Below are 14582 nucleotides of genomic sequence, written 5' to 3'. Positions count from 1 at the left end.
TCTCGTACCCGGAAGCATTCAGGCTCGTCGCCTTCTGGCATTCGTCGGGACCCGGTGAGCTGAACAAGCACCGCGAGATCAGACAGGCCGTTTGGTGATACCAGTCCTGGACGAACGGAGGAGAGCGGGCCTACCGCCTCGATCGTTGAAGCGATGTGATCGCCATCGATAAATCTAAGAATGTTGCCGAACGGCGGCAGCGCATTCGCGAGGAGCGGCAGGTCTTCCTGCGTAAGCTTGAGAAGGATCTTGCTGGTCCGCCGCCGTTCCGGGTGACGCTCGCCCAGGCCCGAGCTGAATGGCCTCGGTGGGAAGCCGCTCACAATGAGCGCAGGGAACGGGGCCGCCGCGCTGCCGAGGAAAAGCATGGTCTGGCCGTCGCCAACCTTCTTGTCGACCTCTATCTTCCAAAGCTGCCGTCTTCGACCGAGATCGTCGTCTACGCGCTGAGCCTCGAATGCGGCCACGAGGGCCTCCGGCTTCTCAGGCATGACACCAATGCCAAGCCGGCACTGGAGCGCTCACCCTGCCCGATCTCCTGGAAGTGCCAACTCGGCGACAACCGAACAGCGGCGCGCTATATCGTGCCGGGTGAACCCGAAGCCAAGCTCGGCGGCTTCGGTCTGACGCGCTGGTCGGTTCAGCTCGCGTGCGGACACGAGGGCGACATATGGCGTGCTGAGGGCGAGGAGTCCCGCGTCGGCGACTTTCTGATCTGTGGCACCTGCGAGGGCGCCGACCCGGACGCCGATGTCGAGATCATCGCGCTCGGCGAGCCACTGCCTGATCTGATGGTCCAGAACTGGACGGTGGAACTGAACTGCGGGCATACCGGCACCGATCACGGTATCCCGGTGGAGGATGTTGACGATCCGGGTGCCTATCGCTCGCGTAACCCATGGCAGAAGGGTCTTCATTGTTCTGATGGCGCCTGTGCCGAACGTGCGGTGCATGGGGTCCGACGGTTGGGCAACCTGGGGAAAGTGCGTCCCCGGAAGCCAGCAACTCCGGCACCACCGGATCCGGTTGAACAGGCGGCGAAAGACCTGCGACGGCGGCTGACCAAGGAACAGCGGCAAGCTCTCGCCCAGCAGCTGCAAAACGAGCGGGAGTAGGTCGAAGATCCGGCGCAGGGCGAACTGTCCTGTTCGCAGACCTCGCCGTGCTGCGGTCAGGGAGCCACCGCTACTCGGCACAGCACTGGGCAATGCGGCTTGTCGGCGAAATCCTGCAGACGGCCGGAGCTGAACGCCTTTCACTCGGCACAGTCGATCGTGCACACTGCGTTCATGTCGGCGAAGCGGGGCACCGAGATGCCGGAACCGATCAGATTGGCGAGACCGGATCCACGCGATAGCGAGGCCATCGACGCCGCAATCCAGCTGGGAAACGCTGCCCGATCCACGCTGGGCCACATGCCGTTCTCCGCCTACAGCGATGCGGCAGACAAGCGCACCCTGCTGCTCGCATACGCCGGCGACCTCGTCGTGGGATACGCCCTATACGCGCTGGCGCGACGACGCGTGCGGCTCAGTCATCTCTGCGTCGATCCCGAGTGGCGCGGCAACGGCATCGCACGGCTGCTCGTCGAGGACGTCAGTGAACGTCACCGAGATCATCTCGGGGTCTCAGCGCGGTGCCGCCGCGATTACGACCTCGGCGAAATGTGGATCAAGCTCGACTTCGCGCAGCGAGGCGAGCGACGGGGCCGCAGCGCCAAAGGTGAGCCACTGATCGACTGGTGGCGTGATCACGGCCACCCCAACCTGCTGTCCGCGGACGCCGACACGGTCCTGGTACGCGCGGCCATCGATATGAACATCCTGCGCGACCTCACCGAGTCCGGACGGACCAACGCCGACGAGTCGTATGCGCTCCTCGCGCCCCATCTCGTCGGGCTGCTGGAGATCGTCCGCACCGCGGCGTTGAACACCGAGATCGACCGAATGGACAGCGACCTACGGACCCGCTGCACCGAACGAGCGCAAGGATTCGCCACGGTACGTTCGGATCCGAACGCCCGCAGCCAGGTCATCGCCCAGCTACGGCAGCACACCCGCCCCCTCGACGCCTCGGATCCGAAAGATCAGCAGGACCTGCTCGACCTCCAGCACGTCGCCGAGGCAATCGCCGCCGGGCTCAACGTGCTCGTCACCAATGACCGGGAACTGACCAGGATCTACGGCGGCGCGGCCGAGCGGTACGGCTTACGTATCATGCGACCTGCTGACGTGGTCACACACATTGACGAACTGGCGCACGCCGAGTCGTATCGGCCCGCCAGCCTCCAAGACACCGGCTACGTCGAACGGCGCCTCCGTAGCGGTGAGAACCAGATGGTAGAGCCGCTCCGCAGCCACGCCACCAGCGAACGCCCGCGCGACCTGCAAAGCACACTCAACAACCTTGCCGTGAGCGGCGCCCAGCGGCTCGGCATCTTCCAGCCAACCGGGGAACTGGTAGCCGCCTATGCCACCACCCGCACCGCGGGCGTCCTTCGGGTTCCACTGCTGCGAGTCGCGAACCGGCCGCTCGCGGACACCCTCGCCAGGCAGCTGCTGCTCCGGCTACGTCAGTCGGCACGCGACGCCGCACTCCCTATGATCGAGATCGCGGACTCGCACCTGTCGCCGCAAGCACGGCTTGCCGCCGTCGACGACGGGTTCCAGGAAGCCGACGGCACCCTCTACTGCTACGTCATCGACACTGTCGGCTCGGCCTCGGACGTTGAACAGGTAGCGAGTTCAGCCGCCAGGGTGGCCGGATTACCCAGACCCGCCCCGTTAAGATCTGGTATGCCCGCCGTCGCTGCCGCTGAACTCGAACGCATCTGGTGGCCGGCGAAGATCGTCGACAGCGAGCTGCCGACGTACCTCATCCCCATCCAACAGCCGTACTCGTCGCAGTTGCTCGGAGTTCCCGCCAGCATCCTGCCTCGCCAGGACGTTTTGGGCATCAGCCGGGAACACGTCTACTACCGCAGCCCTGGCGGCACAAAGCCACAGGCGCCCGCGCGGTTGCTGTGGTACATGAGCAAGGGCGGACAGACTGCGCAGCAGCCGGCGGCGATCATTGCCTGCTCGCAGCTCGATGCCGTCATCACTGCCCCGGCCGACGAACTTTACGACCGATTCCAGCACCTCGGCGTCTGGGACCGCGGCACCGTGCATCAGGCTGGCCGCGACGGCGTCGCACAGGCCTTGCGGTTTACCAACACCGAGATCTTCCCACGACTCATCCCGAGGCAGACTATCCGCCGCCTCGCGCTCGAACACGGCGGACCAGTCAGCCCGCCACAACAACCCACCCGGATACCCGCGGCCTTGTTCGCTGCCCTTTACCAGGAAGGTCGATCCTGATGACACATCAGCGGACACTGCTGCTCTCGCTACGCCCCCGTTTCGCTGCTGCCATCCTGGCCGGCACCAAGACCATTGAAATCCGACGCCGCCCAGTGAACGCGGTGCCCGGCACGCCGATCATCCTCTACGCCAGCTCCCCCCAGATGGCCGTTGTCGGCACCGCCCGACTCGGCGAAGTCACCGTCTGCCCACCGGACGACGGCTGGCGCCGATTCCACGACGAATTCGGCATCAACCGCGAGGAGTACGACGCCTACCTCGACGGAGCAGCCAACGCGCACCTACTGCACGTCAAGGCAGTCAACCGGCTCAACGAGCCACTGCCACTGCGTCACCTTCGCGAGCAGGCGCCGTTCCAGCCGCCGCAGAGCTTCCGCTACGTCGCGGCAGGTGATCCTGCGGGCTTGCATGACCTCGTCAAGGCCTGAACGCCCACCGGCCCGCCTCCGTTGATCAGGTGAGTGCTCTTTCGGGCCGCGGAATGGTGCACATTCAAGCCGCAACAGGCCGATTACGGGAGCTATCGGCATTGGTGCCGGGCAGGCGCCGGGCGCCTCGGCGTTGCCGACCTTTCCCGCTGATTGGCTCGGCTCCGATCAGGGCCGCCATCGCGTTGTTGATCGCGGCGCGTCCACGGTCCGGGGCGTCGTGCATCAGGTGCCCGTAATACTCGTAGGTGATCTCCGGCGAGGCGTGACCAAGCCAGGCGGCGACATCGGTGATCGGGACCCTGTCGGCGAGCAGCGACGACGCGAAGAAGTGCCGCAGGGCGTGCGTACGGTCGAACGACACCCGTGACGCGGTCAACGCCGGCCGCCATACCTCGTTCCGGAAGTAGTACTGGTAGAGCAGCCCGCTGCGGCGATGGCTCGGGAACAGTAGCTGTACCGGTCCCTCAGACGACTGCCACGTAACGGTGCCGAACTGATCGAGGTGCGCTCGCAGAACATTGGCGATGATCTTCGGCAGCGGCACGGTGCGGCCGGGGTCCTCGGCGTCGCGATGCTTCGTGTACATCTTCAGCTGCAGGCCGGCGTTCTTGCCGCTTGCCGTTTCGCGGTCCTCGGTGACCTGCCGGTTGATGTGCAGCAGTCCACGCCGGAAATCGATCTGGTCGTGGCACAGGCCCATCGCCTCGGCCACCCGCAGCCCACAACCGGCCATCACCCAGACCATCGCGGCGTACCGCGGGTCGAACGCGCTGATCAGGGCATCGATCTCGCCGAGGCTCGGCACGATGATCTTTCCCTTGACCATGCGGCGCACATTGGCGCGTTTGCCGGGCAACTTGGCGCGCTTAGCCGGGTTGCGACCGAACTCGTTCGTTGTCGACCGCCCACCGCAGCGCCGAGGACAGATAGCCGAACCGAGTCTGCAGCGTCTGCGGCGCATACCTCTTGACGTCGCGCATCCACAGGATCCAAGCCTGCACGTCAGCGAGCTTGAGCGCCCCGATCGTCTTGGCCTTGAAGAACGGCAGGATGGCCTGGTTGAGCATGCTGAGGTACTGCCGGACGCTGGAGTTCTCCACGCCGCGGCTGGTCGCCCACCGCTCGAACAGTGCGGCGACCGTCTCGGCGCCGCGGTTGGCCTCCAGATAGGTGCCGGTGTCGAGCGCGCGTTCTTTCTTCGCCCGGAAGCTGTCGGCGTCACCCTTGAGGCGGAACGACTTCTGCCGCTGCTTCTTGTCGGGGTCGATCCAATAGCAGGTGTAGCCGGTTCCTTTGGTGCAGGGTATGACCCATCCACGCGCCATGAGCAAGTCCTTCGGTGCGGCATCACCGCCGCGACCGCTCAAGAGTGCGGGTGTCGCCGACGGGAAGCCGGCTGCGGGACGTAGAGGAGGACGCGCCGCCTCGCGAGCGCACGCCACCGAAGGCACCCAACGTGATCTACCAGACCGCGGCGCTCGTCCGAACCACAAGATCACGTTCGAAGGGTCGACGTCGGGATTACGAGGACTTATCACGCCCGCTCCAGCCGGATCGTCGTGAGGTGAGCCGAGGGGTGAAGGCAGCGACGGCTCGCCCGCTGGCGCGTCCTGGGGTCAGTTCGGCGAAGTGGCATTTCGGGCGGATCCGCTGCGTAGAGTGAGTGCAAGCTTTCGCTCAGTCTTCCGGTCGCGCACCCGCATCCGTGCCGCCGTCGGTGATCGTGCTGGTTGCTGTTGATCGTTGCTGGATATTTTCATATCGCTCTTAGTCGATGGGGATCTTCGCGGAGGCGAGCCAAACGCTCTGGTGGCCTCGTTGGCGTCCTGGGTAAATCCTGGGCCGAGCACTCAAAAGTGGAGTTTTCGCAGCTCAGGATGGGTGTGTTCGTAGATCACCCAGATCTACGAGGGCACCAACCAGGTTCAGCGCATCGTCATGGCCCGCCAGCTGCTGAAGGACTGAAAACGGTCCCTCCGGTAATCGAATGACGAAACGGCCGGGCGTCACGCCCGGCCGTTTTCTGGTCGTGGCCACCAGTGCCGCGTTCCACCGAAGTGGGGGTTCAGCGGCGCGGGGCGGCCATGATCTGAGTGCCGCCGACGGTCCTCGGGCGCTGCGGGGACAGTCCCGCCTCCAGGAGCGCGGTCCGCAAGGCGGTCACATCCCAGACTCGTCCACCACCGGTGACGGCCAGTTTGACCTGCATCAGCAAGTGGCCGGGCGGGGCGTTCCGGGCCCGGTTCACCAGTGGGTCGGCGATCACCAGGACGCCGCCGGGGGCCAGCACCGCGGCGGCCGACCCGAGGAAGCCGGGCACCGCGTCAGGCGCCAGGGTGTGCAGCAGGTCGGGGACGACCACCACGTCGAAACAGCCGCCGGGCACCGTGGACGGGTCGGCGGCCACCCAGGTGTAACGGCCGGCGAACCGCTCCTCGACGACGGGGGCGACGACCGCACCCACCTCAGGGTGGTCGACGGTCGTCACCACGGAATCGGGGTGGCCGGCGAACGCTCGGCTCCACACGGCCGTACCCGTGCCCAGTTCGAGGATCCGGACCCCGCGATCGCCGAGGCCCAGCATTCCGGCCACGGCCTCCGCCAACGGAGCCCGCAACGGTGCGGCCGGGAGGTTCATCTCCGCCGAGGCTCCACGGAACGGGCCGGCACCGGAGCTCGCCGCGAACACGGCGGGCGCCTCACCGGTCTGGACCGCGGACCCCAGCCGCCCGATCGGTGACCAGAACCAGTCCAGCTCGAACCGCAGCCGCCTCCGCAGCCACTGCCTCGACGCCCGGATCGTGCCGTGACCGGCCAGCGCCCGGATCTCGTCGCTGTACAGCCGGCCGTCACGCCGTACGAACCAGCCCATGGCCATCCCGAACGACTCGAACGCCCGGGTGGCCTCGGATGTCCACCCGACCGCGGACAGTGCGGAGACCCCGGCGGCGTCCGGCGCGAGGAATCGGTCGAACAGGCCGTCGGCGGCACCGTGCAGCAGAGCCGCGGCTCCGATGTGACGCCGGGCCGGATGGTCGAGGTCATGGGCGAGTAATCGCGCCCAGTCGACTCGGCCGGAGCGCAGTTCGTCCCAGCTCGCCAGAGCCGGCGACCCGGCATCCGGTGGCACCGAACGATGGCCGAGGACCGCGGCCGCCTCGGCGGCCGCGGTGGCGAAGGGGTCGTGGCCGGTGGTCGAGGCCGCCCAGACGGCTGCCTCGACGTGACCCGTGAGCCAGCCCCGGATTCCGCGTGGATCGGTCACTCGGAGCCGTCCGGGTAGCGGAACAGCGTCATCCGGAACTCGCTGCAGAACCGTTCACCGTCCTCCTGCAGCCACAGGCCGTCCGGTCCGGGGAGCATCTCGGTGAAGGTCACCGACGTGTTGGCCCGGACCAGGTGCTGGAGCAGGCGCAGGGCGAGCGGGGCCTGGAAATCGACGTAATACGGCTTCGGCTCGGAGGCCACGTGCAGATAGACCGTCCGGGGAAGGCCGAGTTCGGCCCGCACCTTCGCACCACGCTGAAGCAGGCCCGCATCGTCGAGATCGGCGAAGTCAGCGCCCAGACGCTCGACCGGCAGGGTCCACCGTTCCCGCTGGTAAACGGCCTCACCAAGGGTGATCCGCGGCGTGTGTTCCGGGTCGGTGCGCACGGCGATCGGCATCACCCGCGGCAGGGCCAGCATCCACAGGTGGAGTTGCTCGTCCCCGGCCATGTAGAGCACGTACTTCTCGCCGGTGTCCCGGTGCCGCAGCGCGATCCCGGTCGTGTCGTCCGGGATCACGTCCAGGTCGGCGATCGCGACCCGGTCCGGTGAAGTCTCCGAGGCAGGCGCCGCGACCTCGATGAACGTGCCGGGCAGTACCTCGTGCAGCAGGCCCTTGTGCTTGCGCTCGGTGAGCACGATGGCCATGCCCCGGTAGTCGTCCATGCCGGCCACGTGGGCGGCGGCCTCGGCTTCGGTGACGGCGCGCTGCTCGTCGAAGTAGAGCTGCGAGCCCCACGCGTAGATGACCTGGTGCACCTCGCCGAGTACGAGCGTGTAGTCGCCCGCGGCGAGAGCCTCCGCATCCCGCGCCGCGAACATGATGTCCGGTGACACGTGGCAGTTCGCCGGAGTCGGCATGCCGTCGACGAGCGCGTCCACGTCCGCTCGGCTCAGCACGGCCACATGCCCGTCGGACCGCTCCCGGACCAGGTCGGCGAACCGGTCGCGGAACCGTTCCACGGCGTCGTCGGTGCTGGGCAGCTCGCCGGCCAGTTGGTCGGCCATCACCACCTGCGCGAAACGGGTGTACGGCACCGGCGTACCGTCCGGGGAGAGCGCGTCGAATCGGGCCCGGCCCAGGGTGCGGTAGTGGTTCTGGAGCAGCCCGGAGTGCGCCGCCGACAGGTCGATGATCGGCGCGAGTCGTCGCAGCAGATCCCCGGCGAACGGCCCGGAGAACTCGAACCGCGGATGGGTGCCCTCGCACTCCTCGTAGAACAGGGTCCGGTCGGCGTAGGTGGCCCCCGCCCCACGTCGGGGCGGCCGGCCGGTCAGCTCACTGAATCGCCGGTCCAGCTCGTCGACGTGGCCGGGACGCTCGGCGAACGGCGCATCCCGCAGCTTGCGCCGTACCTCGTCGAGTCCGTGCAGGTCGGCGAGCCACGGGTCGCGGCCGGAGCAGTTCGGGTCGAGCCGGGTGACCTGCTCGATCAGCTGGGTGAGCGGATGGAACCGGGTGGATGGGATCTCGATCGCATGGATCACCGTGTTGGCGGCGGCCAGCTTGTCGACCGCGACCATCGTCTGTTCGAGGGGCTGCCCCAGCTTCGTGGCGATCTCCTGGACGCTGCGGCTCCCGTCGATCAGTGCGGCGACCTCCGCCAGCCGGCCCGGCAGGGGGGTCGCGGTGCCTGCCCGGTGCACGGTCAAGGTGCCGTCGGCGCGCTCGAACCGGACCATCGGGTGGCGATGCGGTTTGAGCCACGGCCGGATCCGCGGGTCCTGGGTGATGCGCGCGGCCAGGGCCTGCACCGCCCAGAAGCTGACGAACACCTCACGCCGCCGCCACCGGCCGGGCTCGGTCTCGACGGTCAGCGGAGCCCGGGCGGGATCGCCGTCGTCGACGATCGAGGCGTAATTGAGCGGGCCGAAGAACGACGCGGTGTCGTTCTTGCCGGCGAACCGCTGAAGGTACGACCAGCCGGAGCGTTGCAGAGCGGTGGACGGGGTACGGGCCGGGTCGGCCACCAGCGGAGCGATGGTCGCCGCGTACATGTCCGGGTTGGACAGGAACACCGCTTCCACGAACAGCCGGTCGGTCATGGCGGCGCGCAGCGCGTCCCGAAGTCCCGGCTCGGCGGCGCCGACCGTCCCGCGCAGCCGGGCTTCGGCCGCGGCGGCTGAGGTCCGGGCCGTGACCACGTCGTCGAGCAGGGCGGCGAGGTCGTCCGGAAGGGCGGGGCGTGCGGAGGCCAGCCGCTGCGCGTCGAGGCGGCCGGTGGCCACCACTCGGCGCAGCTTGGACAGCGTCCGCAGGGTGTCCGCGCGGCCCTGCTCGCGAGCGCGGGAGACCGCGCCCGGGAAGGCGGCCAGGGCGGTGCCGGTGGCCCGCTCGGCGAGCAGTTCAGCCTGGCCCGCGGCATCGATGGTGTGACCGTCGGACACGGCCAGGCGTTCCAGGATCTCGAACGGGAACCCGGTTCGGCGCAGCACGATCCGGGACAGGGGATGCCAGGTCACCGGGTCACCTCCAGAGTCTTCTCTCCGACGACGGCGACGAAGACGTCGAGTTCGGGGAATCGGCGCAGGGTCACGTCGGTGAATCCGGCCTGGGCGAGCAACTCGCGGTACTCCGCGTCGGTGAGGATGCCGCCGCCGGTGCCGACGAGTTCCTTGATGGCGAAGTCGAGATAGCCGGCCGGGGTGGTTCCGGAGTCCTCCAGCACCGAGTCGCCGATCAGCAACACCCCGCCCGGCCGGAGCGCGGCGGCGCACCGGCGGAACAGGTCGGACAGGGTCGCCTCGGGCTGGGTGTGGCAGATCTGGCCGAGGATGAGCACGTCGGCGGTTCCGTCGCCGAATTCGTCGCTGATCAGGTCGCTCTCGGCGAAGGTGGCCCGGTCGGCGACTCCGAGCCGGGTCATGTTCGCCTTTGCCTGGGCCAGCACCGAGGCCCGGTCCAGCAGGTGCACCCGGCTCGACGGCCAGGTCCGTGCGAACGCGGCCGCCCACACCGCGCTGCCGGTGCCGACGTCCACGATGGTGGCGTCCGGCTTGCCGATCTGGCCGGCGACGGCGGTCGCGACCGTCTCGGCCAGCCTCAGGTACCCGGGAAAGACCAGGCTGTTGTAGCGGGCCAAGCGCAGGTAGTAGCGGCTCGCGGCGACCGGGTCCTGGAGGTCGAAGGTGAGTTCGCCGGTGCGGGCCACCTCGTCCATGGCGCCGAGCGCGGACCAGAAGTCGTGGGCCAGGCCGGCCGCGAGTTCGAACGCGGACGCGGCTCGGGGCGACCCGAACAGGGTCGCGGCGGCGGTGCCGAGCCGGTATTCGGCGCCGTCACGTTCGCAGATGCCGAGGTGGTGCAGGGTGTCCAGGGCGAGTTGGGCGCCGTCGGTGTTGACGTCGAACGCGGAGGCGCCGCGCGGGCCGTCCCGCAGGGCGGTGAGCAGGCCCAGCTCGACGGCCGCGCTCAGCGCACGGCAGCGCAGGTAGCCGTACCGAATCGTGTCGAGCGCCCAGACCGGACCGGTGGTGTCGGCCGGTGCCGGCGGGATGTCCGCCCAGAGCCGGGCCAGGTCGTCGGTCTTGCCGTGGCGCAGCAGTTCGGCGGCGTCGCCGACGAGTGCCCAGTTCTCCGCCACGTCCCGGCCGGCCTCGTCCAGGGCGGCCAGATCCACGCCGGCTGTCAGGGCGTACGTCCCCGGAGCTGTGGTGGTCAGCAGGCCACCGGCGTGCAGGAACTGGGTGAGGACGCGGGCCGCGGCCGGGGTGATGCCGAGTTCACTGGCCAGGGTGGCCCGGTCGGCGGGGGCCCGGGAGAGGCGCTCGAGCAGGCCCAGCCGGGTGGCCACGACCAGGGCGGCGGTCCGGGCGTGGCCGTTGCGCATCCAGAGGACGATGGCGTCCTGATTCATGAGAGGCTGCTCCTAATTGTTGACGGCCGGGGTGGGCGGGGTGGGTTCCCGTAGAGCGGGCGGTTCGGGTTCGGGATTCGGCCAGCGCCGGGAGACGATCACACCGGCGAGACCCACACCGGCGGCGACGAGACCGCTGACCACGAACACGCCGACCGTGTTCCAGCGGCGCAGCGACTGGCCGATGATGATGCTGGATCCGGCGTCACCGGCGGCCGCGGTGAGCGAGAAGAGGCTGAAGACCCGGCCCAGTTGGTGATCCGGCACCGACTTCTGGAGAAGGGTGGTGACGCAGACGTCGGTGACGCCTTCGGCGGCCCCGGCCAGCGCGGCGATCGCGATCGCGATCCACAGGTGGCCGCTGAGACCGAGCAGGGTGAAGCAGAGGCCCCAGGCCACCCAGCCGAGAAACATCATCCGGGCGTCGCTGCGGTAGTTGATCCGGCCGATCACCAGCGACCCGGCCACGGTTCCGGCGCCGACCGCGCTCATCAGCAGGCCGAACTCGGTGGCGCCGCCGCCGAGCACCTCGTCGGCCAGGGCCGGCATACCGATCCGCTGGGTGCCGGCCACCGCGAGCAGGCCGACCGCGAACAGCACGATCGACCAGAACACGGTCGGGATGCGGTACACCTGGCGGACCATGTCGACCAGGTCGTGCAGGACCGTGGTGCGCGGCGCGTCCTTCGGGCGGTGGTGCGGCAACCGCAGTGCGGCGATGGTGGCGGCGGACACGAAGAAGGTGACCGTGTCCACGACCAGCAAGGACAACGCCGAGGTGTGGGCCAGGGCCAGTCCGGCGGCGGCGGGGCCGACCACGTACATGGTCTGCATGGCGGCATGCAGGAACGCGTTGGCCGAGGCGAGCTGACCGGATGCGATCAACTGCGGGATGCTGGCCTGCAACGACGGATTGAAGAAGGTACGGGCGATGGTCAGCCCACCGGCCACCACCGCGACGTGCCACACCTCCAGACCCACGGTGACGTGCGACAGCGGTAGCACCAGCAGCAGCAGGCCGCGGACCACATCACCGGCCACCAGGATGGTCTTGCGGGGCCAGCGGTCGGCGTAGACCCCGGCGAACGGACCGGAGAGCAGGCCGGCACCCAGGCGTACGCCCAGCACCAGCCCGACCGCGGCATAGCTCTGATCAGTGATGCCCAGCACCAGCCAGATCAGCGCGACCTCGTAGATCGCATCACCGATCGACGAGGTGACCTGTCCGCTCCACAGCAGCGTGTAGTCGCGGTTGCGCAGTAACGCCAGGTATCCGGTGCGGCCGCTCATTCGGGGGTCCTCCACGCGATCGTGCGGAATTCGCAGCAGTGCCTGCCCTCCGGGCCGCTCAGCCACAGCTGGTCGCGGGGGTCGGGCAGGGCTTCGGTGCACACCAGCACCTCGCTGGCGCGGGCCATCGAGTCCAGCAACTCGACGAGCAGGACGTCGGCGAAGTCCACGTGGACCGGCTTGGTCTCGTGGGCCACCTTGACGTAGATCCGGGCCGGCAGCCCACGGCGTTCCTTGGCCCGCCAGGCGGCCAGGTAGTGCCCGAAGTCGTCGGCGGTGCGGCCGTGGTGCTGCGCGAACTCGGCGGCAGGCACCTTCCACCGACGGCGCTGCAGGATCACGCCGTCGACCACGATGCGAGGTGTGTGCTCTCCCAGGTCGATGGTGGGGAGGGTGAGCGCCGGGAACGCGAACGGGGCGACCGGGTCGAGCCGGTCCTCGCGGCGGCGCAGCGGGGCGTAGAGGCGCAGCCAGCCGTGCTCGGGTGCCCACCAGGACACACCGTCACCGCGGCGGCGGATCCGGACCGAGGTCACCGGGGTGGCGTCGGCGGTGGCCAGCCGGGGGCGCAGTTCCAGTTCGTGGCCGGGCAGCGGGTACGGGTAGACCTTGCTGGACCGGGTGTGCGCGATGGTGGCGGCCGTCGCCGCGCCGGGCTGGGCGGCGATCGCGTCGTACAGGGTGCGGCGCATCGACGCCCGCTGCTCGCCGGTGAGGAAGTGGCCGGTCGGGAAGGCCCACAACAGCGGCTGCGGGTGCATCTCGCCGATCACCAACTGGTAGTCGCCGGCGGCGACCGCGTCCTCGCCGGTCGCGCCGAGCATCACGTCGAGCGAGGTCAGGTGCATGGTGTCGGGGATGTCCGGCAGGGCCGGGCGGGGGAGATCCGAACCGGTCAGGTTGGCGACGTGGCCGTCCGAGCGTTCCGCGACCAGACCGCGCAGCGACTCCTCGAAGGCCGACAACTCGTCCGCCTCGTCGTGCCGCGGGGCGTCGGCGAGAGCCTGCAGATAGGTGTGGACCGGCACCTCGTCGCGGTCGCCGGCCAGGTGCCGCCACAGCGCGGTCGCCTGCCGCTGGTCGCGCCGCCAGCGCAGCATGCCGTGGGTCTGCGCGAGGTGGAGCACCGGTTCGAGGCGTTCGGTCAGGTCACGCGCCAGGCGGCCGCCGATCACGACATCGGTCATGTCACCGCGGCACTCCTCGAAGAACAGACCGCGGTCGGCGTACATCTTGCCGCCCTCGCGACGCCCGGGCCGGCCGCACACGTCGGTGAACCGTTCCTCGATGACATCGAACAGCCGTCGCCGTTCCCGCACGTCGGCCTGGGCGAACGCGGTCAGCAGTTGGGCGATCCCGGTCAGGATCGGCAGCCACACCCGCCGTGCCGTGCAGTCGCTCGGCAGCGCGGTGGTCCAGGAGATCAGCCAGGCCAGGGGATCGGCGAGGTCCGGCGGGACGATCGGCCCGGCGTCGACGGCCCGGCGACGGGTCAGTTCTTCGACGGCGGTCCACACGGTCGCCGGGTCGGTTCCGATCTCCGCGGCGATGTCCGCGACGGTACGGCGCCCGTCGGCCCGTTCGTGAACAGCGACGGCGAGGGTCCCCGACGCTCGTCCGGAGGTTCGCCGGGGCCGCAGATGCGGGCGCAGTGACTCGTCGGCGCTCATGGTCCGGGCCAGCGTCTCGACCATCCACTGGGCCGGCAGCACATGCCGGTCCGCGATCCGCTGTGGCCCCCGCTCGATGCGCAGGCTCGTCTCGGCGGAGGTGTCGATGGTGCCGTAGTTGATCGAGCCGAAGAAGCTGTTCGTCTCGTTCTTGCCGCACAGTCGCTGGAGATAGGAGACGAGCCGGCGCTCGATCTCCCGGGTCCGGGTGGTGCGCGGCGCGGTCGCCGGGGCGTCGAGGTAGCGCCGGGCGGCGTCGTACGCGGCCGGACTGAGGAGAAGCAACGCCTCCTGTACGTCGGTCCGGGACATCACCTTGCGCAGGGCCCCCCGGCTCCGCTCGAGGTGGCTGCCGAACACCTTCCGGGCAGTGGTGATCAGCTCCTCGCGGGCGGCCAGGGCGTCGTTCCAGACGGTCGTCGTGGGGAGGACCGCGACGGTGGCCTCCGGAACGGGTTCCCCGGATTTGACCCGGCGCAGGGCCCGGGAGGCTTCCCGGAGCAGAACGCGGTCACCGGTACGGCGCAGGTTGTTGATCGTGTCCGCGAGGTCCTGGCGAAGCCGCTCAGCGAGAGCGTCGAGATTCGCGTCGGCGTCGAGGATCGCCCGCATGTGCGGTTCGAGTTCGGGGGCACGCAACTCGTCGAGCAGTTCCATCGGGAACCCGGTCGCCCGGACCGCGATCAGGTCCATCGTCTGCCACAA

At 69.1% G+C, this 14582-nt stretch carries 10 protein-coding genes; 3 read left to right on the top strand and 7 right to left on the bottom strand.

Annotated features, from left to right (window positions below; all coding sequences use genetic code 11):
• The first annotated feature begins 155 nt into the window (after positions 1 to 155).
• The 3 genes from J5X75_RS11380 to J5X75_RS11370 all read left to right on the top strand — a co-directional run bounded on the left by J5X75_RS11380 (position 156) and on the right by J5X75_RS11370 (position 3790).
• A complete protein-coding gene (locus tag J5X75_RS11380) occupies positions 156 to 1115 on the top strand; it encodes a hypothetical protein (protein ID WP_208467312.1) in 960 nt (319 codons plus the stop codon).
• Between the two features lie 174 nt (positions 1116 to 1289).
• Positions 1290 to 3359, top strand: a complete 2070-nt coding sequence (locus tag J5X75_RS11375; RefSeq protein WP_208467311.1) for a GNAT family N-acetyltransferase — start codon at positions 1290 to 1292, stop codon at positions 3357 to 3359.
• Positions 3359 to 3790: an ASCH domain-containing protein gene (locus tag J5X75_RS11370; protein ID WP_208467310.1), complete on the top strand. Its 432-nt coding sequence runs from the start codon at positions 3359 to 3361 to the stop codon at positions 3788 to 3790. Before J5X75_RS11375 ends, J5X75_RS11370 begins: the two co-directional genes overlap by 1 nt.
• A gap of 64 nt (positions 3791 to 3854) precedes the next feature.
• Here J5X75_RS11370 and J5X75_RS11365 read toward each other — a convergent pair whose 3' ends face one another.
• The 7 genes from J5X75_RS11365 to J5X75_RS11335 form a co-directional block, all read right to left on the bottom strand.
• Complete coding sequence (locus J5X75_RS11365; protein WP_208467309.1) at positions 3855 to 4619, bottom strand: tyrosine-type recombinase/integrase; 765 nt, start codon at positions 4617 to 4619, stop codon at positions 3855 to 3857.
• 40 nt (positions 4620 to 4659) lie between these two features.
• On the bottom strand, positions 4660 to 5118 hold the full coding sequence (locus J5X75_RS11360) for a site-specific integrase (protein WP_208467308.1): 459 nt from the start codon (positions 5116 to 5118) through the stop codon (positions 4660 to 4662).
• A 740-nt stretch (positions 5119 to 5858) separates the two neighbouring features.
• Positions 5859 to 7058, bottom strand: coding sequence for an SAM-dependent methyltransferase (locus J5X75_RS45920; RefSeq protein WP_208467307.1), 1200 nt, complete (start codon positions 7056 to 7058; stop codon positions 5859 to 5861).
• Complete coding sequence (locus J5X75_RS11350) at positions 7055 to 9523, bottom strand: lantibiotic dehydratase family protein (RefSeq protein WP_208467306.1); 2469 nt, start codon at positions 9521 to 9523, stop codon at positions 7055 to 7057. Before J5X75_RS11350 ends, J5X75_RS45920 begins: the two co-directional genes overlap by 4 nt.
• A complete protein-coding gene (locus J5X75_RS11345) occupies positions 9520 to 10917 on the bottom strand; it encodes a methyltransferase (protein WP_208467305.1) in 1398 nt (465 codons plus the stop codon). Before J5X75_RS11345 ends, J5X75_RS11350 begins: the two co-directional genes overlap by 4 nt.
• Before the next feature lie 12 nt (positions 10918 to 10929).
• Complete coding sequence (locus tag J5X75_RS11340; RefSeq protein WP_208467304.1) at positions 10930 to 12207, bottom strand: MFS transporter; 1278 nt, start codon at positions 12205 to 12207, stop codon at positions 10930 to 10932.
• Positions 12204 to 14582, bottom strand: a complete 2379-nt coding sequence (locus J5X75_RS11335) for a lantibiotic dehydratase (protein ID WP_208467303.1) — start codon at positions 14580 to 14582, stop codon at positions 12204 to 12206. Before J5X75_RS11335 ends, J5X75_RS11340 begins: the two co-directional genes overlap by 4 nt.

The sequence above is a fragment of the Actinoplanes flavus genome, assembly GCF_017592555.1.
Classification (GTDB): domain Bacteria; phylum Actinomycetota; class Actinomycetes; order Mycobacteriales; family Micromonosporaceae; genus Actinoplanes; species Actinoplanes flavus.
This window is presented reverse-complemented; position numbering and strand designations above follow the sequence as displayed.

What these genes read in the sequence shown, in the direction of transcription:
- J5X75_RS11375 (WP_208467311.1), top strand. Translation starts at nt 1,290, where the DNA reads ATGTCGGCGAAGCGGGGCACCGAGATGCCGGAACCGATCAGATTGGCG.
- J5X75_RS11370 (WP_208467310.1), top strand. Translation starts at nt 3,359, where the DNA reads ATGACACATCAGCGGACACTGCTGCTCTCGCTACGCCCCCGTTTCGCT.
- J5X75_RS11365 (WP_208467309.1), bottom strand. Translation starts at nt 4,619, where the DNA reads ATGGTCAAGGGAAAGATCATCGTGCCGAGCCTCGGCGAGATCGATGCC.
- J5X75_RS11360 (WP_208467308.1), bottom strand. Translation starts at nt 5,118, where the DNA reads ATGGCGCGTGGATGGGTCATACCCTGCACCAAAGGAACCGGCTACACC.
- J5X75_RS11345 (WP_208467305.1), bottom strand. Translation starts at nt 10,917, where the DNA reads ATGAATCAGGACGCCATCGTCCTCTGGATGCGCAACGGCCACGCCCGG.
- J5X75_RS11340 (WP_208467304.1), bottom strand. Translation starts at nt 12,207, where the DNA reads ATGAGCGGCCGCACCGGATACCTGGCGTTACTGCGCAACCGCGACTAC.